This window comes from Flavivirga eckloniae, from assembly GCF_002886045.1.
Taxonomy (GTDB): domain Bacteria; phylum Bacteroidota; class Bacteroidia; order Flavobacteriales; family Flavobacteriaceae; genus Flavivirga; species Flavivirga eckloniae.
In genome coordinates this window covers 1684862-1705905 of record NZ_CP025791.1, presented here as the reverse complement: position 1 = coordinate 1705905, position 21044 = coordinate 1684862, and the positions used below count along the sequence as shown (strand labels likewise).

At 31.9% G+C, this 21044-nt stretch carries 13 protein-coding genes; 5 read left to right on the top strand and 8 right to left on the bottom strand.

Features of this window, described 5'->3' with window-relative positions:
• Positions 1-125: 125 nt before the first annotated feature.
• The 5 genes from C1H87_RS07145 to C1H87_RS07125 all read left to right on the top strand — a co-directional run bounded on the left by C1H87_RS07145 (position 126) and on the right by C1H87_RS07125 (position 7457).
• Positions 126-1259, top strand: a complete 1134-nt coding sequence (locus C1H87_RS07145; protein WP_102755152.1) for a DUF4221 family protein — start codon at positions 126-128, stop codon at positions 1257-1259.
• The gene (locus C1H87_RS07140) at positions 1256-1708 is read left to right on the top strand and encodes a hypothetical protein (RefSeq protein WP_102755151.1); all 453 of its coding nucleotides are present in this window, start codon (positions 1256-1258) and stop codon (positions 1706-1708) included. The genes C1H87_RS07145 and C1H87_RS07140 overlap by 4 nt, the downstream gene beginning before the upstream one ends.
• A complete protein-coding gene (locus C1H87_RS07135; protein WP_102755150.1) occupies positions 1689-2822 on the top strand; it encodes a 6-bladed beta-propeller in 1134 nt (377 codons plus the stop codon). Before C1H87_RS07140 ends, C1H87_RS07135 begins: the two co-directional genes overlap by 20 nt.
• 251 nt (positions 2823-3073) lie before the next feature.
• On the top strand, positions 3074-4246 hold the full coding sequence (gene lepB / locus C1H87_RS07130; RefSeq protein ID WP_102755149.1) for a signal peptidase I: 1173 nt from the start codon (positions 3074-3076) through the stop codon (positions 4244-4246).
• A 55-nt stretch (positions 4247-4301) separates the two neighbouring features.
• Positions 4302-7457 (top strand): efflux RND transporter permease subunit, encoded by a 3156-nt coding sequence (locus tag C1H87_RS07125; RefSeq protein ID WP_102755148.1) that lies wholly within the window; start codon positions 4302-4304, stop codon positions 7455-7457.
• Positions 7458-7596: 139 nt separating this feature from the next.
• On the opposite strand, the gene C1H87_RS07120 is transcribed toward C1H87_RS07125, so the two are convergent.
• The 8 genes from C1H87_RS07120 to C1H87_RS07085 form a co-directional block, all read right to left on the bottom strand.
• Positions 7597-9078, bottom strand: coding sequence for a PKD domain-containing protein (locus tag C1H87_RS07120; protein WP_158655147.1), 1482 nt, complete (start codon positions 9076-9078; stop codon positions 7597-7599).
• A gap of 70 nt (positions 9079-9148) precedes the next feature.
• The gene (locus tag C1H87_RS07115) at positions 9149-10036 is read right to left on the bottom strand and encodes a DUF6503 family protein (protein ID WP_158655146.1); all 888 of its coding nucleotides are present in this window, start codon (positions 10034-10036) and stop codon (positions 9149-9151) included.
• 49 nt (positions 10037-10085) lie between these two features.
• Positions 10086-10667 (bottom strand): TetR/AcrR family transcriptional regulator, encoded by a 582-nt coding sequence (locus tag C1H87_RS07110; protein WP_102755145.1) that lies wholly within the window; start codon positions 10665-10667, stop codon positions 10086-10088.
• Positions 10668-11176: 509 nt separating this feature from the next.
• Positions 11177-12598, bottom strand: coding sequence for a TolC family protein (locus tag C1H87_RS07105; RefSeq protein WP_102755144.1), 1422 nt, complete (start codon positions 12596-12598; stop codon positions 11177-11179).
• Between the two features lie 24 nt (positions 12599-12622).
• On the bottom strand, positions 12623-13285 hold the full coding sequence (locus C1H87_RS07100; RefSeq protein WP_102755143.1) for an ABC transporter ATP-binding protein: 663 nt from the start codon (positions 13283-13285) through the stop codon (positions 12623-12625).
• A gap of 430 nt (positions 13286-13715) precedes the next feature.
• Positions 13716-16130, bottom strand: a complete 2415-nt coding sequence (locus C1H87_RS07095) for an ABC transporter permease (RefSeq protein ID WP_102755142.1) — start codon at positions 16128-16130, stop codon at positions 13716-13718.
• A gap of 38 nt (positions 16131-16168) precedes the next feature.
• On the bottom strand, positions 16169-18559 hold the full coding sequence (locus C1H87_RS07090) for an ABC transporter permease (RefSeq protein ID WP_102755141.1): 2391 nt from the start codon (positions 18557-18559) through the stop codon (positions 16169-16171).
• Between the two features lie 21 nt (positions 18560-18580).
• Positions 18581-21022, bottom strand: a complete 2442-nt coding sequence (locus C1H87_RS07085; protein WP_102755140.1) for an ABC transporter permease — start codon at positions 21020-21022, stop codon at positions 18581-18583.
• Positions 21023-21044 lie beyond the last annotated feature (22 nt).

Below are 21044 nucleotides of genomic sequence, written 5' to 3'. Positions count from 1 at the left end.
TCTAAAAAAATTTTAAATGGTGTTTTAAACCATTGTTCTTTTTGGAAATAAGAATACTAAAATAAATTTAGACACCTTTTATAATTATTAACAAACAATACTATTAACCAAAGAGTATAAGTATAATGAAAGTAATACATACATTGATCAGCACATGTTTTTTAATTGTTTTAACGGCATGTAGTACAAAAGAACGTGAAAAAAATATTAATAATTGTGACTCCTTCAATAAGAAATATACACTAAAAAAAGAAAAAACAATAACATTTAAGTTAGACTCTGTAACTGCTCCCCTAATTGATTATGTTAAGTATGTAAAAATTAAAGATTCTACATATTTCACCTTTTTAAATCAATACAATAATACTGTTTATTGTTATGAATATAATAGTAAAAAACTCAATAGAAAAATAAAACTAACCGATCCTAAAAAAATAACAGGTTTTGAAATTATATCTTGGAATAAGATTTTAACTTATGAATATTGGTCAAAAAGGTTAACGCTTCAAGATAGTTTGGGGACTATAATTAAAAAAATTACGATACCATTAAAAAAAGAAAATAACGGCTTTTACGCAATGCCTACATCACATTCACCTATTACATATAATAATGGATCAATCTATCTTGTAGGTGGACGGAAAGATAGGGAAAAAGCAAAATTATCTTATAATTGTGTTGCCAAAATTGATTCTTCTTTTTCTAATATTAAATATTTGTATCGTTTTCCAGAAATATATTCTAAACTTTTTTTTGGGGGATACAATTATAGAATGGCAGTAACCTATACATATAATCCAGTTAAAAATGCATTTATTTTTAATTTTCCGGCTTCACACAAGCTATTTTCCACCAAAGATTTCAAAAATGACGAAAAATATTGCGCTGGGAGTGAGTATATTAAATCAATAAATAACTTTGATGATTTTAAAAACAAGAATAATTTTCAATTTGTAGTTGAAAACGGGTTTTATTTTTGTGTTTTATATGATGAATATAACAAAGTATATTATAGGGTATCATTACTACCTTCTAAATATGTTGAAGGTGAAGAATACACTCGAGATATGTCTGTAATTATTTTAGATGAAAAATTAAATATTGTTGGAGAAAAAGTATTTAAGAATAAGATAGATTTTTCCTTAAAAGATATTAATTCTTTGCATGTTTCTTCTGATGGATTTATGATTCAAAATAGAAAGAGTTTTTCCGACGAAGATATATTGAGTTTTGATGTTTATAAACTTTTAAAATCATGAATAATAAAATTTATAATTTATACATAATCCTATATATAATCTTATTTATTAGTTGTAAGTCAGATAAAAAAAAGGAAAATAATGATCAATTAATTATTCAAACAAATGAATTATTGTCGAATATGGATACGTGCTATGAAAAAATAATAATATTACCTGGTACAGGCTGCGCTGGTTGCATCACAGTAGCCGAAAATTTTTTCAAAGAAAACTATAAAAATCCTAAATATTTGTTTTTGTTAACTAATGTTCAATCTATAAAGATGCTAAAAAATAAGACTAAAATTGATGTAGAAAATCATTCTAATATATTTATAGATTATGACAATAAATATTCTAATTATAAAAATTCAATATATCCTACAGTAATTTTTAATAATTGTACTTTAAACAAGGTAGAATCGATTTTTTTTCAAAAACCAGGGCTAGATGCGTTTAGTAATTTATAGTTTTTTTTTGGCGCTTTGCTTTTTTTCTTTTGTTCAATGCAATTCAAAAAATAAAAATTCAATTCCGGTATTAGAAATTAACCCAAAAAAATCTTCTATAAATTGCTTTTTATCTAAAATAGCAAATGACACTGAGATTGTATTATTAGAAACGAATATGCATTCTATAATTGGACCTATGCCAGATTTGATTCATATAGACGAAAAGAATATCATTTTTAGATCAAAGAAAACAATTCTAATATTTGATAGAAAAGGAAATTTCTCTAATAAAATTAATGCCGTTGGTAATGGACCTCATGAATACAATGCTATTATGAGTATTCACGTTGACCCTGTAAATGAATATTTATATATCTCCGATTATGAATCTATAAAGGTATTTAATTATAAAGGTAAGTTTATTGAAAAAATAAATCTAACATTTCCTCCCGCTGGAATTTGTAAAAATAACGAAGGATATTTTTTTGTGCCTCAAAAACAAATGTATGAAGAAGAAAATAGAACTATGTTAGCTGTTTTCGACTCAACATTTACTAAAGTTAAATCATTTAAATCTAGAAATAATGTAAGCTATTCAAATTTAAAGCAAGCTTTGTTTTATGTAGGAAAACCGTATCTAATGAATAATAAAGTATTTTATAAAGAACCGTTTATTGACACTATTTATCAAGTTACTAAAAATGAATTAATTCCACACTGGAATATTAGTTTAGGTGATTATGAAATGAGTACTAAAGATGCCGTAAGTATAATTGGAGGCAATAAATTAAGAACGAAAATTAGACCAATTGGTATTAGTGAAACTTCTAATTATTTTTTCATTAGTTATGATTATGATAATGCCATGTATAAAGGTTTATTTACTAAAGATGAAAATAAATTTATATACCATCAAAAATTTACTGAAGATGACTATCTTAATAATAAAAAAAATAGTTTTGGAATTAAAAATGATTTGATTAATGAGTTTCCTAGTTTTTGGCCCAAATATATTGATAAAGAGTGTATTGTTGATTTTGTTTCTCCCATTGATTTAACCGAAAACAAAAGAAATGAACTTAAATGCAAGGAAGATGACAATCCTATTTTAATTATTGCAAAACTAAGATAACGTTACTATGATTCTTTACCTTGAACTATTAAATATTTAATTAGATGAATTAAATATTGTTTTGCGATGAGCCTTTTCTTTAGCACATATATTTTTTAGGTATAAAAGATCAATATAATGTTTTGCTATAAGCAATTATCATTGGAGCACAAATTGGGTAAAACTAAACAATTTTAGATGGCCTTAATTAAGAAATTATTGTTAACACTTATGTCATAATCTTCTAACTTACATAAAGTTCAACATAATTAATGAAAAATAAATATTCTTTTAAGCTATTAACATTTTTAATTATTAGTTTATTATTATTCTTAAATTTAATATGGCTAAGTTTTCTGATTATAATTATAGTCATAATACATTACAGTATAAACAAATTCTTAAAATTAGTTAAGCCCCAATTCTTAAAAAAAAGTCTTAGAGCAAGTTTTTTAATCCTGTTTATTTTCTCTATAGCCATAAGCATAAAACTATTTACCTTCGATATCTACAAAATCCCAAGTTCTTCTATGGAAGATACATTGTTCCCAGGAGATGTTATAGTCGTTAATAAATTAAAATACGGACCTATTTTACCCAGATCCCCTTTTGAAATTCCTTTAGTAAATATTGCTTTTTATTTCAATAAAAAAGCAAGAGATTCCATGAAAGTCAATTGGTGGGATTATAAACGCTTATCTGGTACATCAACAATAAAAAATGGAGATGTTTTAGTATACAAAAACTTTAGATCTAATAACTCTTTTGCAAAACGATGTATAGGTATTGCTGGAGATACATTAATTATTGAAGAAGGACGTATTTATATAAATGATATAAAGCAGGAATATGCTGGAACCATACGTAATACATATCGTTTTATAGCAAGAGACAGTAAGGCGCTATACAGAAAAATAGACTCTTTAAAAATTAATAGAGTTTTTAGTAGAGATACAGAAAATGCTTCTTTTTTTATGATACAACTTACCTATGATGAGTTAAATAAAATAAAGCATTTAAAATGTATTGATTCATTACATCCAGTTGAAAAAACATTTAAAAAAGAAGATAAACTTTTTGTAAAACCTAATCATCATCACTGGACGCCCGATAGCTTAGGACCAGTTGTCGTTCCTAAAAAAGGAATGAAAATAAATTTAAATGAAGAAACATTTGCTCTTTACAACACAACCATAAATTTGCACGAAGGCGTAAGCATAAAAAAAAGAGCATTTTCTTATTTTATTAATGGAAAAGAACAACACACCTATACTTTTAAACAGAATTATTATTTTATGATGGGGGATAATAGAAAAGGATCTTTCGATTCCAGATTTATCGGATTTATACCAGAAGAGTCTATCATTAGTAAGGTACAATGTGTTTTATTTTCCAATTACAGAGATGAATTTAGATGGGATCGGTTGTTTAAAAGTGTAAATTAGTATAGATCATTATCTAAGCTAAAAAATATTAAATGAGTAGTTATTGTAAATAAACATGAGGTCTAAACTAACATCCTTCTCCATTCTTACTATCTTTCTGTGTTTGGCTATAATAGGAGCTAGTTTAATCCCATTATTAAGTGTTCAATTAACCCCAACAAAAGCGAATCCGTCTTTACATGTAGATTTTAATTGGCAGGATGTTTCTTCAAAAGTGATAGAGCAAGAGGTAACTTCTAAATTAGAAGGCGTATTTAACACAATAAAAGGAGTAAAAAAAATAAGCTCTAAATCTAACAAAGGAAGCGGTACTATTTCTATAGATTTTAAGAAAAATGCAGACATGGATGCTACGCGTTTTGAAGTAGCAAGTTTAATCCGCCAGAGTTATTCCGAATTACCAGAAGGTGTTAGCTATCCACAATTATCATTAAGTGGTGCTAATGAAAACAAAAAACCGATTTTGTCTTATAGCATCAATGCCAACGAAAGTGCTTATTATATAAAAAAGTTTACAGAAAATAACATAACACCCAAACTTGCAACTATAAAAGGTGTTAATCAAATTAATGTTTACGGAGCAGCACCATTTGAGTGGGTTATAGAATACGACTCAAAAAAATTAGCACAGCTAAGTATATCTGTAAACGATATTCAATCTGGGATTAATCAATACCTTCAAAAACATGAATTAGGGCATGGGGCTTTAGTTTCTCAACATAGCGATGCTGTTCATGAAATATCTTTAGTTTTAGTACAAAAGCCAGAAGGCGATATAGTATGGGGAAAGATTCCTATAAAGAAAATAAAAAGCAGAATAATCTATCTTGATGATTTAGCAAGCGTAAGGTATAAAGAGGGGGCTGTAAGAGCTTATTATAGAGTTAATGGACTCAATACAGTTAATATGGTGGTTTATGCAGAAAAGGGAGTTAATACTATTGAATTAGTAAAAAGGGTTAAGCGTATTGTTGAAACTATAAAAAAAGATATTTCTAGCGGATATGCTATAAAATTAACACAAGATACTACAGAATATATAGTTGAGGAATTACAGAAAATAAAAACCAGAACCCTTTTTTCCTTTTTAATTTTATTGGTCTTAATTGTATTGATTAACAGGAGTTTTAAATACTCTGCTATATTATTTTTAAGTATTGTAACCAATCTGCTAATAGCTGTTATTTTTTACTATATATTTAAAATTGAGCTTCAACTATATTCTTTTGCAGGCATTACGATTTCCTTTGGAATCATCATAGATAATAGTATTATTATGATTGACCATTTAAGGAACAAAGGCAATAAAAAAGCTTTTTTAGCTATTTTGGCTGCAACTTTAACTACGATTGGTGCCTTAGTAGTCATTTTTCTATTAGAAGAAAAGCAACGTATTAATTTATGGGATTTTGCTTTAGTTATTGCTATTAATATTGGTGTGTCTCTATTTATTTCTTTGTATTATATACCTGCTTTATTGGAAAAAATGAAGTTAAGAAATAAGCGGATTAAGTTTTCCAGAAAGCGTAAGCGACGTATTTATAAATTTACCAAACATTACGCTAATACGATAATGTGGATGCGCAAACCTCAATTTAAATGGGGATTTATACTTCTTTTTATTTTAGGGTTTGGGTTACCAATACATTTATTGCCAAGAGAGATGGAAGGTGATGGTTTCTTTACCAAAACATATAATGATACTTTGGGAACAGAATGGTTTTATAATGAAATAAAACCTACTTTAGAAAAGGTTCTTGGAGGTTCTTTACGACTATTTACCGAAGACGTTTTTGAAAACTCATACTATAATGAACCAGAACGTACTACGCTAAGAGTAACAGGACGTATGCCAGACGGTTGTACCATTAAACAGCTTAATGAGGTTATTCAAAAAATGGAAAACTATATAGGGCGGTTTAAAGAAGTGGCACTTTATGAAACTCGAATTAATAGTTATAAAAACTCAAATATCTCTATTTATTTTAAAGATGAGTTCGAGTTCAGCTCTTTTCCTTATACATTAAAAAGTATGCTGGAATCTAAAGCAATTAGTCTTGGCGGTCTGGATTGGTCTGTTACTGGCGTTGGGCGTGGTTTTTCTAATGCTTTAGGAACAGGTTATAAAAGCAATAGAATAGAATTAGAAGGCTATAATTACGATAATCTATATAGCTATGCAGAGTTGCTAAAGGAACAACTTATAAACGAATCATCGTCAAGAGTTAAGGACGTAGAGATAACCAGTGGGGGATGGGGTAATACTACATTAAATGAATATTACCTTGATTTTGATGAGCAACGACTGGCGATGACAGGTGTTTCTCAAAATCAATTATATGGTTATTTAAAAAATCAAGTACATTCAGGAACACTAACCTCAATTGTTAAAGATCACGAATTACAGCAAGTAAAATTGGTTTCAAATAATTATCAGAAGTTTAATGTTTGGGATTTAAGACATACACCAATTAGTATTCATGGCAATCAGTATAAATTAAACCAATTAGCATCTATCGAAAAAAAGAAAACGGGTAATGTTATTAAAAAAATTAATCAGCAGTATCGATTAGCGGTTGCTTACAATTTTTTGGGAACGCCACCCTTGGCAAAAAAAGTAAGAGAACGCCATGTGGAAAAACTAGAGACAAAGCTTCCAATAGGATATCGTGTACTAGAAGCGTCCTATAATCGATGGAATAAGAAGGATAAACAACAATACTACTATTTATTTGTGGTCATCTTTATTATCTTCTTTATATGTGCCATACTGCTAGAGTCATTAAGACAACCTTTAGTTATTATAAGTATGATTCCCATATCATTTATAGGTGTGTTTTTAACCTTTTACCTTTTTGATTTTAATTTTGACCAAGGAGGTTATGCCGCATTTATTCTACTATGCGGAATTAGTGTAAACTCTGCATTGTATATAATTAACGATTACAATAACTTAAAAAAACAATATCCAAGAAGAAACACGCAATCATTATATTTTAAAGCTTTTAACTATAAAATCATTCCAGTTATATTAACCATAGTTTCTACTATGGTCGGTTTAATTCCCTTTATTTGGGGAGGTCAGAACGAAGTATTTTGGTTTTCTTTTGCGGTTGGATCCATAGGCGGATTGCTATTTTCATTAATAGGAATATTTTTCTATTTACCTGTGCTTCATTTAAAAAAGAAGTCCGCATTAAATAAAGCTTAAGTTTTTAGCAAGTAAAAAAAACTGACTCAAAAATCATTGTACTTATTGTGAAACGACCTTCTTAATTTTGTTTTCAAGACCTATCAGGTTTTAAAACCTGACAGGTCTTATTAAATGAATAATATTTGTTAATTAATCATTAGTTAGGAGCATCAGGTAGTATTAATTGAGCATCTAAATAATAAGGCCCATCCCATGTTTCTGGTAATGAATTTACATTTTGACCTGTTACCGTTTTATACTCTCCAGAACTTGAATTTCCTCTTTCGGTAAGGTTACGTCCCCCTAAAATAGTTTCAACTAAAAAGTCGGACTTGAAAATATTATTTTCTACAATAACATCATGTACTCCTTCTGCACTCGAAGAGTTTTGAGGATCGAATGTAACAGACCATGGGTTTTTTTGAACAGTGCCGTCACCAAAGGTGTTATTAGCAACAACAATCCAACGACTTGCACCTTCCAAACCATTTTTGGCCAATGTTTCATCTTCATTTAGTATTACACCATCACTGTGCAGTTTAATATTATGATGAGTAGGCCCAGCATTGTAAAAATAATTATGACCAATAAAAGTGTTAACAGTATATTTTGGTCTTATATTATGTTGTGAAGGATTAGCCAATTCTGTACCCATCATACTAAAACCTTTCGATAATACATAGGAGTTAAAACCTGTTGTAGGCGAAGTATTGGTTGCTTCATACATAAATATATTCTTTGGAAAGCGCATGCTATCAGATTCATTTGCAGAACCACTCTTAACATAATGCTCAATCGTATTACCTACATAAAAGCTGGTATTTGTTCCTCTAATAATATAAATATCCTCTGAGGTATTAGGGATATTTATGGCTTTAGAGTTTAAATCTGAAACAACCACACGAGAAGCCCAATTAGTAGTAGAAGGTCTTCCTCTTTCAATATTAATTTCATCCACGATAGGATTAGAACCAGTACCGTTTTTACCAACCTGTACATCTTGAACCTTTTTTAGGTTTATTGGTCCAAATGAAGTAAAATCTTGACCAGACATTAGTAAATAACGTTTGCCAGACTCCCATTGAGGCCACTTGGATTGGTTTGTTAATTCGAGAGCACCATTTGGAGCGCCAGAAACATTAGAGGTTTTACTTATTATTACCGTATTCTCAGCGGTGTAAACATTATCGGGATCGGTTACCGAAATTTCAATCGACGCATCACTAAAGTTTCCATCACTATCTTGAGCTCTCACTTTAACGAGGTATACACCGCTCGATTCAAATACATGAGAGGCAATGGGGCCGCCAATTTGCGAATTTTTAGATTTGTTACTAAACTTCCACACGCCGCTCGCGGGATCACCAAATGTAAAGTGATATCCTAATTCTCTAAAGGTATCCAACTCGTTATTCTCGTGAGAAGTTCCTAAGGTACTAAATTGAACTGCCAATGGAGCGGGACCACTAATTCTACTGGCTTTTAGCACCGTTTTAATTTTACTTTCCGGATTTTCTGTGTCAGGGTTTTCGGTATCGGGATCATTGCCATTATCAGGGTCTTGAGGTTTGTCATCCGAGCTACAAGCCGTTAATAATATCAAACATATCACGATAGGCCATTTTAATAATTTATTCATAGTATTATAATTTGGGGGGTTAATCATTAATAAAGGGTTAACGAAATTAATCTAGTGTTAGTATTATTTTTTAGTGTAGTTTTTTATCTCCAATTTTTGCTATGTCCGAACTTGGATATAACTCGCTAATATCAAAATCGTCGAATTTAAAATCCTCTACAATTAATTGATGAAGGTGGCTCTTATCTTTTCTGCTGGGTTGGTTTAAAAACACGATTTGTTTGTGCGGAATTAAGATACCATCGACGCTTTTGTAGTCGCTAAATTTTATAGATCCATAAAATGCTTTATATCCGGGTATTTTTAAATAATTATCTCTTAGAGAATATACGGCATATTCTAAAAGTTGGGTTTCGGCATTTATCCATAACAGGTACTGATCGTGTTGCATATGTGGTTTGGCATCTTTCCATGTAACAAAAATTAAATGGTATTGTTTGCTATTAAATGTTTTTTCACCTGCGTAAGAGATAATAGGAGCATTTTTTAGACGGTCCAGCATTTCGAAAAAATAATGATAGGCCGAAAGACCAAAAGCAATACGTTTATTGTATGTTGTAAACCCAATATCCGATTCTGGGGTTTTTTCATAATATTGCCAGCTTTGTAAACCTGCTAAAGTGTTTTCCTTTTTGCCGTTTAAAAATTCCACCTGACTATCAAAAGTATTTATAGCATATTTTAGCTTTAATTTAGACTTGGCTTCCGGCCAGGGTTTCCCCATTCTTCCCATAAGCCCCTTCCAAGTATCGTTTGCAGTAAAAGAGTAGACCTTATGGCTGTTCAGGTTTTCGAAACCATGTTTTTTCCAGGTCTCTTTAAGTAAATTTTCACCTTTAACCGTATTCAATTGAGAAATACCATCTCTTTTAATCATCTTCGTTCGCATGTCTGCCATACAGCTTTGAAGTAATAGAACACAAATAATTAAGATTGTTGTTAGTTTAATTGTTTTCATAATTTTAGTTTTTGAATGAACTGATCTATACAGTAATTAGATAAATTTTTTATGCTTTAATATATTCTAAAACATATGTCATGTTGTTTTTTAAAACAGATATATCATTTTGAAGCCTTGATAGGAGGAACCCTCCATATAATTGGGCATGAATAAATTTAGCCATGTCTAGAGTATCCAGATCTGTTCTAATTTCTTCTTTATGTTGGCCTTCTTCAAGGCAATTTTTAAATATTAGTAAAAGTTTTTCTAATTGCTTTTGAGAGGCATCCCTTAAATTTTCATTATTCCCGGCACATTCAACCGAAAACTTTTGTATTAAGCATTCAGATTTGAAATTGTTTTTTTCAGCCATGTCGGTTATTATAATGGCGAACAATTCAAAGCGTTTCAATGGGCTTTTTACATTTTGATCTTCCAGAATACTACTATAAAGTTTTGCAGAATTGTTGCCATAATATTCCAGAACATGTTCGGCAAACTGCTCTTTACTTTTAAAATTATAGTAAAATGAACTTCTTGGATAATTTGATTCCTGAAGTATTTCTTCGGTACCTGTATTATGGTAGCCTACTGTTTTAAATAGGTTTTGACCCACTTTTATAACGTCTTCTTTATTGTGTTTTTTCATTTAACTGTACTAATCAGTACAAACATATGTATAATTATATAGTATTCCAAATTTTTTAAAAATGAAAGTTGAATGTTTAATGCTTTAAGAAGCTTTGAATGTTTGTTTACAGGATAAACTATAGCATATAGGGCATCCGAAAATTAAAAAAACCATACTCACATCTGAACAATAAATGCACCTCGGTTTCAATATGGGTATATATCTTTGATTAATCGAAACATAGCACACTATTTAGCTGTTTTTTGAAGATTATATCTTTTATAAAATAATTATAAAACATATTTGATTTATTTTAGTAAGAGGGGGTCTAAAAAGTTCTTGAATTGTCATTTTGAGTACTTCGGCTATGCTCAGCATAAACTAAAGTCGAAAAATCTCAACACTTTAATAAACAGGTGTTTAATTTTTTTGAGATTCCCTGCCTGCCGGCAGGTTCACTACCTGCCCGTCCGGCAGGCGGGTGTTCTGAATGACACTTTTTAGACCCCCTCTTTTTTATTAAACGGTTATATACCTCTGTAATAATCTAAAATCTTGATTCGCAATAAGTATTCATATTTCGTTTGATTCAAATTTAGTTTGGCACTATCCAAATTATTTTTGCTAGTTAAATACTCCACGATATTAGATACGCCGTTATTAAACCGAACTTCGTTGATTCGAAATGATTCTTCAAAAGCAATTACCTGATCCAATAAAACCTGATAACGTTCGTAAGCAGCCTCCATATTATTATAAGCCTGTTCTATAGATTGTTTAAAAAGTAGTTTGGTGTTTTCCAATTCAACTTTAGTGTCTTCTAAGGCTATTTTTTGTAGTGATACCTGGTTTTTGGCTCGAAATCCATTAAACAAGGGTACACGAACAGAAACTCCGATAACAGAACTGAGGTTGTTATTGAATTGATCTTCATAACCAATTTTATGACTTTCAAATACGCTTTCATTTCGCATTACAGGATACTCTTGATTAGCAATATTTACAAAATCCCCAGTCTCATTAGTAACCGTCCCAGTTTCGGTAAATGTCTTGGCCAGACTGGAATAATTAGTGTTTAGTCTACTAAAAACTGATACCTCAGGGAAGTAATTAGACCTTGCAACCTTAATACCCGAATTTGCAGCATCTATTCTAAGTTGTTTAGATTTAAAAGTAGCTAAATTTTCTAAAGCATTATTATAGACTAAATCTGCCGAAAATGGATATTTTTCAGAACTTACTAATCCAAAAATACTTTCAAATGTTTTTTCAGAATGCGTATCTAAATTTAAAAGCCTAAGCAGTTCAGAAACCGCTAGATTAAAACTGTTTTCAGCATTTATAATTCCTACTTGATCATTGGTATATTGCCCTTGCATATCGGTATATTCAGCAGGATTACCAATTTCTTCATTATAACGAACTCGAAGTCTTTCTAACTGTTTTTTGGTGGTTTCCAACCTTGATTTTGAAATTTCCCATGCGTCCCTGCTATTTAATATTTGTATATAGCGCAGTGAGACCTCTAAAACTAAGTTTTGCTTAGTTTCTTCAATTTCCATTTCCGAGGCCTGTAAATTAAATCGGTTTTGTTTGATGGTGTTTAATATTCTAAAACCATTAAATATGGTTGCATTTAGATTTAATCCCGCATTAGAAAATGTAAGTTGCTGATTGATGATATCATTTGTGAAAGGATCAATACTACGCCCGTCATTAAGCCCTAAGTCGTAATTCGCATTCAAATTCGGAAGTATGTTGGCTCTGGATTGCTTATAATTTACAGTTGAAGATTCCGCATTTAACTTCGACCTTTTTAGATCCAAATTATTGTTAAGTGCAATTTCTATACAGTCGTTTAAAGTTAGTATTGTTTTAGCATCTTGAGAAAAACCAATGCCAGAAGTAAGCACTAAAAACCCAATTAAAGCTATTATTTTTTTACTCATAACTATTTGTTTTGATAGTAGGTTCTAAACAATTCTACCATCCAATAAATTGATAATTCTCGATCCGTAGGCAGCATTGGATTCAGAGTGTGTTACTTGAATAATGGTAACACCCTCATCATTTAATTCCTTGAAGAGTTCCATGATTTCTGTGCTTTGTTTAGAATTCAGGTTACCAGTTGGTTCATCAGCAAGAATAAGTTTGGGATTCGAAATCAGTGCACGTGCAATGCCCACTAGTTGTTGTTGTCCGCCACTAAGCTGTGAAGGAAAGAGGTCCTTTTTACCAACAATATTAAAGCGATCCAGAATCTCGGCAACGGCTGCTTTTCGTTCGGAAGAACTATACTTTTTGTATAACAAAGGTGTTTCTATATTCTCATATACTGTTAATTCATCTATTAAATGATAGGATTGAAATACAAAACCAATGTATTCTTTATATAAATTAGCACGGTGTTTTTCTTTTAGTTCATGCACAGGTTCTTCAAGAAACTCATACATACCTTCATTGAAGCCGTCTAACATTCCAATAACATTGAGTAGAGTTGTTTTTCCAGATCCTGATGGTCCCATGATAGATATAAATTCACCTTCTTCAATAGTAAGATCAATATCATTTAATAAGAAAATTCTATGTCCTCCTGAGTTTACCCATTTAAATAGGCCTTTAAGTTGTAATATCATTTTATATTTTTTCAGATTACTGTTTGTGTTTAATAAGTATGCAATACTATGCCATTGTTTAATTTGCTGTAAGTTAAGGTGTTATGTGGTTTTGTTTTTTTTAGGTGTACGGAAACGATACAATCCTGTTCGATAATATTACACTTAAAAATAGTTCTTATAAAATTTATATCTACTCATTCTTAAGGTGTTCTATTGGGTTTGTAGTTGAGGTTTTATATATTTTGACTCCAACAGTTAAGAAAGCGATAAAGAGTGCAGTCGCTCCTGCAAATACAAAATAAAAATAAAACTGGCCATGGCTATGGACAACCCAAAAATGTTGATTATCGTATGTTTTTTATGCCTTATAATAGATCTAAAAGCAATTTTTAAATGATTTTTGAACATAATTGATGATTTTTATAATTTATAAAGTACGCCTCAATTACTATTCTGTTTTTAAACTTTTCGCTGGATTTTGAGCAGCAGCTTTTAAGGTTCTAACTCCTACGGTTAGTAAAGCGATCAAAGTAGCCAATAGTCCAGATGCTATAAAGAACCATATACTTAAGTCGATTTTAAAAGGATAGTTTTGCAACCATTCCCTCATAAACCACCAAGCAAAAGGAGTAGCTATTAAAAATGAAATACCAACTAACTTTAAGAGATCTTTGGTCAATAAAAAAGTAATGTTAGCTATACTAGCACCTATTACTTTTCGTACCCCGACTTCTTTGGTGCGTTGGGCAACGATTAATAAAGAAATAGCAAAAAGACCAATGCAACTTAACACTATAGCTATGATAGACCCTGTGGTAATCATTTTGGTCATCTTTTCCTCTTTTCTAAAAGTCCTGTTGATATTTTCATCCAAAAAAGAACCTAAAAAGATAGCGTTAGGCTCTATCTTGGCCCAAGCCTTTTCTATAGCATCATAAGATTTTGACATGTTATAAGGGGTTACTTTAACATAAGCATAGTACAAATCCTCGTTGTTGTTTAAAAACATAGTTATGGGTTGGATAGACTTGTCTAATTTTTCAAAATGATAATCTTTTACAACTCCAATTACTGGGTATTTCACACTATCTTCGGCATTAACATAGGCGGTTAAAGGGTTCTCTTCTCCAAACTCTTTAGCCATTGTTTCGTTGATAACTACACTTAAACTATCATTGGCAAAACCTCTTTTAAAGTTTCTGCCTTTTATCACTTCCAGGTCTAAGGTTTCAACGTAGTCATAGTCTACTACTAAATAGTTTGTGTTTATCCCCCTGCCCTTATATTCAAAGCCATATATGCTAGAAGAAGCACTACCGTCTCTACCAAGGCCTAAATTATTGTCTGCTCCCGTTATTTTTAAAATATCAGGATTATCTGCTAGTTCATTTCGTAATAACTCAAGCGCATTGTAACTATCTTTTTTTCCATCTAGTGGAAAGGAAAGTACCTGTTCTTTATTAAAACCTAGATCTTTATTTCTCATAAAGTCTAATTGCCCCCTTAGTACTAATGTACCACTTATTAATAAAATTGCAATGCTAAATTGTGTTATAATGAGTACATTCCGAACCCTGTTTTTTCCGGAATTATCGAGTTTTCCTTTTAGGGATTGAATAGTCCCTAACCTACTAAGCAATACCGCAGGGTAACCACCTACCAATATTGTAATGAATAAAACAGCAGTAAAAAAGGAGAGGATAATTATAGGGGACATTACTAAATTAAAAGACACCGCCGTTCTAAAAATGGTTTTAAATTGATCAATTAATAAAACACTCAATACCAAGCCTAGCACAATAGAAATCGTAAAAATAAAAAGACTCTCACTCCAAAATTGAAGAAATAATTGTTTTCTTTTTGCTCCCAATGTTTTACGCATGCCTATCTCCTTAAGGCGTTGCCCGCTTTTTGCAATACTCATGTTAATAAAGTTCACACAGGCAATAAATAGAATCAAAAAAGCAATGCCTAAAACCAAGTATGGTGTACTTCTGCTTACTTTGGCATAGCCATCTCTAAATTTGGTAAATTTTACATCGATAAAAGGTAAAATATTGTATTTATAAAACCGTCCATCTGTATTAGTCTGAGCGCCATCTCGCTTAGCGTTTTCAATTTGTTCCAGAAGATTTCGATCTACAAGAGATCGGGTCGCTTTTTCAAACTGTTCGGGTAAAACGCCATTGGCCAGCTGCACATAAACATTATGGTAACTAGAGTCCCAGGCATCTTTGTTATATTGGTATTCTGCCTCATTTTCAAAAGGAATAGCCAATTCAAACTCTAAAGTACTTTGTGGTAGGTTATCTGCCACAATAGAATTTATGGTAAAAGGTTGATCCTTACCATTTATCATTATTTGAACGGTTTGCCCGATAGGATCTGAGCTACCAAATAGTTTTTTGGCACTACTTTCCGTGATTACAATAGATGAGCGTTTTTCTAAAGGATTATTCATTTCCCCTTTAAGTATTGGAAAGGTAAACATGCTGAAAAAATCAGGATCTACCCATACGGCATCCATATTGATTTCCTTTTCACCAAAAGATACAATGGCCTCATCTTCTAAAAACCTGGATGCTTTTTCAACACCTAATACTTCTGCTTTTAGGGCTTCTAACAAAGGAGCAGGATGGCTTGTACTCGCTTCCGGACCTTTTGGGGTTTGTTGAATGGAATATACTTTGTAAAGATTATCTAAGTTTGCATGGAATTTATCATACGATAAATCAAAAAAACCAGCCATTGCCAGGAGTATAGCCACACTAAAAGCTATTGAAAGACCTGTAATATTTAGTACGGTAAATGTTTTGTCTTTAATAAGGTTTCGCCAAGCGATTTTGAAATAGTTTTTTAACATAATTGATAATTTTTATGATTGGGGTTACTTCTAGGCTTCTATTCTGTTTTTAAACTTTTTATGGGATTAGAAATTGCTGCTTTTATAGCTTGAAAACTCACTGTTAATATTGTAATTATGAGCGCTCCCATACCAGCAATGGCAAACACCCACCAGGAAATATTTGTTTGGTATTCGTAATTGTTTAACCAGTTAGACATGGCATAATAAGCTATAGGTATAGCGATACCACAAGAAATCATAACCAGTTTTAAAAAATCTTTAGATAGAAGCTGCCATAAATTAAAAACAGAAGCACCAATTACTTTTCGAATACCAATTTCTTTGGTACGCTGTTCTGCCATAAACGAAGCCAATCCAAAAAGCCCTAAACAACTTATAAAGATGGCGAAAAAGGCAAATATGGCAGATAACTTTCTAATGCGCTCTACAGCAACAAATTTCTTGGCAAAGGCATCATCTACGAATTGATATTCAAAAGGTACATTAGGAGCATGTTTTTTTAGAACGGTTTCTATTAGTGCTATAGAGGCTCCGGCACTTTTTTCAGGATCTAATTTTAAGTTTATCCAGTTTGTATTCGTATATTTTATCATATAAACAGATGGCTTCACCGGCTCAAAAGGAGATTGGGAAAGAATGTCTTTTACAACACCAATAATTTTATGTTCCTTATTGCCCCATCTAACAATTTTCCCAATAGCATTTTCGATTCCCATGTATTTAATGGCAGTTTCATTAAATATAAAAGCTGTTGAATCTGTTGAAAACTCTCTGGAAAAGTCGCGTCCTTCAACAAGTTCCCAGTTAATGGTTTTACCGTAATCATGCCCAATACAAATAGTATTTATATTAGGAATAAAATCAGGTGATTTTCCCGCCCATTCAAAACCGCCGCTACTGCTCCATGATCCCGTTAATGGGCTTGAAGATTCAGACATCTCTATCACGGCATTACTGCTTATAAGTTCGTTTCGAAGTGCATTATATTTACCTTCATAGTCTTGGGTAACTTTTTCAATCATAACCAATCCGTTCTTTTCATATCCAAGAGGGCGGTTTTTTGAATGATCAATTTGTTTTTCAATAACTAGGGTTCCAACAATTAATATGATAGATACCGTAAATTGAACAACAACCAGAGTTTTTCTGGAAAATATAGCGGAATAACTTGTTTTAAAGGAGCCTTTTAAAACTTTTACAGGTTGAAATGATGATAAATAAAGGGCTGGATAGCTTCCGGCTAATAGACCTGTTATTATAATGAATCCAGCACTTACTAACCAAAAGAAAATGCTCGAATAAGGAAATACTATTTGTTTGTCTGCTAATTGATTAAAACTCGGTATGGTTAAGAAAACGAGCAATATAGCTAAACAAAAAGCCATAAAGACAACCAAAAACGACTCGCTTAAAAACTGACTGATAAGCTGTTTTTTATTAGAACCAATCGATTTTAGAATACCTACTTCTTTAGCACGTTTTTGAGATTGTGCGGTGCTTAAATTCATAAAATTAATGCATGCCAGTAATAGAACAAAGGCACCAATAATACCAAACAACCATACGTATTGAATAAATCCTCCAACGTTAATGCCGTCTTTCCAATCAGATCGTAAGTGCCAATCTTTCATTGGAAACAAAAAGAGTTCCGGTTGGCTTTTTTTACTATATTCAGATAGATTATCGTATACTACATTTTTAATTTTAGAGCTTACCGCGTTCATAGTGGTTCCCTCGGCAATTTGAACAAAAAGTTGATAGGAACTATTCTCCCATAAATTATTTTCCCGTGCGTGCCTTACCCATTCAAAGGAAGATGCATATAAATCCCAGGGAGCAATAAATTCAAGCTCATTAAAATTTGCATTAAAAGGAATGTCTTGGTAAACACCAGTAACCTGTACATTTAATTGATTGCTTATGGTCATTAATTCGCCAATAGGGTCGCGTTCCCCAAAAAATACTTTTGCAGTAGATTCTGAAATAACAATAGAATTAGGTGTTTTTAATCCATCCAAGCTACCACTTATCATATTTAACGAAAGCATTCTAAGAACATCCGGCTCCATAAATCCGCCCCATTTGGAAATATTTTTATCTCCAAAAGACAAAATATTATCGCCATGGAAGGAACTCATTACAATATATTCGAAATCATCAACATACGTATTTCTTAGTTCGTTGCCTATGGGGTATGGCATTGTATAACGCGTTCTTTTTTTTCCATTGGCTGTTTTATGCACTAAAACCTGGGCAATGCGGTCATGATTTTCATGATTTTGATTAAAAGTAATCTCATCATGTATCCATAAACTAATAAGAATAACAATGGCCATACCTAAGGCAAGCCCACCGATGTTGATAAGAGAAAAACCTTTATTTTTTATGAGGTTTCGCCATGCGATTTTAAAATAGTTTCTAATCATGATTATTCGTTTTTATTGGATTTATTCGGATCGTAAGCTTTCCGCCGGATTAATTAAAGCAGATTTAACAGCATGAAAGCTCACTGTTATTAAAGCAATAGTAACAGCTATAATACCTGCAACAAAAAATACCGACCAAGACATATCGATTCTGTATTGATAGTCTTGTAACCAGTTTTGCATGACATAATAAGAAACAGGAATGGCTACGATTAATGCTATTATAACTAAAACCAAAAAGTTTTTTGTGAGCAATTTAAAAATGGTTTGTACCGAAGCTCCGAGTACTTTTCGAATGCTCATTTCTTTATTACGTTGCTCGACCATGTATGCCGAAAGCGCCAATAATCCCAGACAGGCTACCAATATGGCCAGTATGGCAAAGGAGGTGAAAATGGCTTTTATTCTACTTACATTATTATACATTTTTGCAAAAGAAGCATCCATAAACTCGTAACGAAAGGCCATATTAGGAACAAATTCATTCCATTTAGCTTCTATAGATGCCAATGTAGTAGCTACGTCTGTTGTACGTAGTTTAACCGAAGTAATGGTAGGACTAATACCAGTAAAAAGACAAAGCGGTTGTACGGTTTCCTTCATCGTATTAAAATTAAAATCTTCAACTACGCCAATAATTTCATAAGAAACACTATCATCATATCTGGAAATGCGTTTCCCGATGGGGGCTTCTAAACGCAATTCTTCAGCCATGGCTTGATTTATTATGATCGCTTTTTCATCAGAACTTCGACCAGCTATAAAGTTGCGACCTGCTACTAAATTCATACCCAGGGTTTCCAGATAATCTTCATCGATAACCCAGGCTTGCCCACTAACCGTTTCATCAATACCTTCTTTATCCTCGTTTACAAAACCGGTTCCGTTTCGTTTGGTACCTTCAATAGGTAAATAATCGCTAATAGAGACATTGTTTACCCCTGGTAATTTTTTGAGTTCTTCTTTAAAGGTTTCAACACGGTTATTGAGTATATTGGTACTATAAATTTGAACCACCTGATCTTTTTCAAACCCCACTTTAGAGTTTAAAATAAAATTCATTTGTTGGTTTACTATTAATGTTCCAATAATTAAAATAATAGATATTGTAAATTGAAAAACAACCAGGCTACTTCTTAGTCCGCTCGATTTACTTCCAGAACTAAGTTTACCTTTAAGCACATTAATAGGATTAAAGTTTGAAAGGTAGAAGGAAGGGTAAAGTCCAGCTAATACACCAACTGCAAGGGCAAACAAAATAATAGAGGGCATAAAACCAAAGCTAGACCATGGTATTACCAAATCGATACCCGACATATTTCTAAAAAGCGGCATTAAAACAACAGATAAGGCGGTACCTATAATAAAGGCGATTAGCGAAATGAGTATGGATTCGGCTAAAAATTGGCCAATAAGTTGTGTACGTGTAGAACCTACTACTTTTCTTAACCCGACTTCTTTAGCTCTATTGGCCGATTTAGCAGTAGAAAGGTTTATAAAGTTAATACTTGCAATAACGAGGATAAACAATGCCACGATACCAAAAATCCAAATAATTTTTATGTCGTTTCTGGAGCTCGATTCAAAATTAATGTGGGCAGAGTGTAAATTAATATGGGTTAGGGGTTGTAAATACATACTGAGTTTATCTTCCAAAGTGTCACCCATAGAGAAACCAGCAGAAAGGAGCGCCGGTTTTATATATTTATGAATGAGCCTATTCGACATCTTTTTTTCGAAATTTGCTACATCTGTACCAGGTTTTAAGACGAGATAGGTAAAGTAATTAGTTTGAAACCATCTGTTTTGTTCGCCTTCTCCAAATTCTACACCCGATAACGTGATTAAAAAATCATATTTTAAATGTGAGTTACTGGCAAAAGGTTTCATAACTCCTGTAATCTTATATGGGTCCTTATTATTTCCATTTAAATACATGGCTCTCCCAACCGGATTGCTACCCTGAAAGTATTTATTGGCCATAGTTTCAGAAATAACAATGGTTTTTGGCTCTGAAAGTGCAGTTTTAGCATTTCCAAAAACCATTTGGATATCCATAATATCAATCATCGAAGGGTCGGCATAAGTAAATCCTTCTTCATAATGCTGTGTGTCTTCGCCGTCGAAGCGTATATCATTACTTCCAGCTCCGTAAAAAAGCCCATTAGCCATTAGTCTTCCAGAATTTTCAACTTCTTCAAAATCTGCTAATATGGTTCGGGCTGTATTGGCAGAACAATGAATTCCTGTTTCAGACCGTCCGTCTTCAATATACGTTCCGGTTATTCTGTATATGTTTTCGGAGTTTAATACATCTTTATCGTAACTGCTTTCATGGGAAATGTAAATCGAAATTAAGATACAAGCTGCAACACCAATACTTAATCCAAAAATATTGATGAATGTGAATCCCCTGTTTTTAACGAGGTTTCTCCAAGCGATTTTAAAATAGTTTCTAATCATGATTATTCGTTTTTTGTACTGA

Excerpts from the sequence above, each read along its gene's own strand:
- C1H87_RS07090 (WP_102755141.1), bottom strand. The coding sequence starts at position 18,559 with ATGATTAGAAACTATTTTAAAATCGCATGGCGAAACCTCATAAAAAAT.
- C1H87_RS07115 (WP_158655146.1), bottom strand. The coding sequence starts at position 10,036 with ATGAAAACAATTAAACTAACAACAATCTTAATTATTTGTGTTCTATTA.
- lepB (WP_102755149.1), top strand. The coding sequence starts at position 3,074 with ATGAAAAATAAATATTCTTTTAAGCTATTAACATTTTTAATTATTAGT.
- C1H87_RS07145 (WP_102755152.1), top strand. The coding sequence starts at position 126 with ATGAAAGTAATACATACATTGATCAGCACATGTTTTTTAATTGTTTTA.
- C1H87_RS07140 (WP_102755151.1), top strand. The coding sequence starts at position 1,256 with ATGAATAATAAAATTTATAATTTATACATAATCCTATATATAATCTTA.
- C1H87_RS07105 (WP_102755144.1), bottom strand. The coding sequence starts at position 12,598 with ATGAGTAAAAAAATAATAGCTTTAATTGGGTTTTTAGTGCTTACTTCT.
- C1H87_RS07100 (WP_102755143.1), bottom strand. The coding sequence starts at position 13,285 with ATGATATTACAACTTAAAGGCCTATTTAAATGGGTAAACTCAGGAGGA.
- C1H87_RS07120 (WP_158655147.1), bottom strand. The coding sequence starts at position 9,078 with ATGAATAAATTATTAAAATGGCCTATCGTGATATGTTTGATATTATTA.
- C1H87_RS07110 (WP_102755145.1), bottom strand. The coding sequence starts at position 10,667 with ATGAAAAAACACAATAAAGAAGACGTTATAAAAGTGGGTCAAAACCTA.
- C1H87_RS07125 (WP_102755148.1), top strand. The coding sequence starts at position 4,302 with ATGAGGTCTAAACTAACATCCTTCTCCATTCTTACTATCTTTCTGTGT.
- C1H87_RS07095 (WP_102755142.1), bottom strand. The coding sequence starts at position 16,130 with ATGTTAAAAAACTATTTCAAAATCGCTTGGCGAAACCTTATTAAAGAC.
- C1H87_RS07135 (WP_102755150.1), top strand. The coding sequence starts at position 1,689 with ATGCGTTTAGTAATTTATAGTTTTTTTTTGGCGCTTTGCTTTTTTTCT.
- C1H87_RS07085 (WP_102755140.1), bottom strand. The coding sequence starts at position 21,022 with ATGATTAGAAACTATTTTAAAATCGCTTGGAGAAACCTCGTTAAAAAC.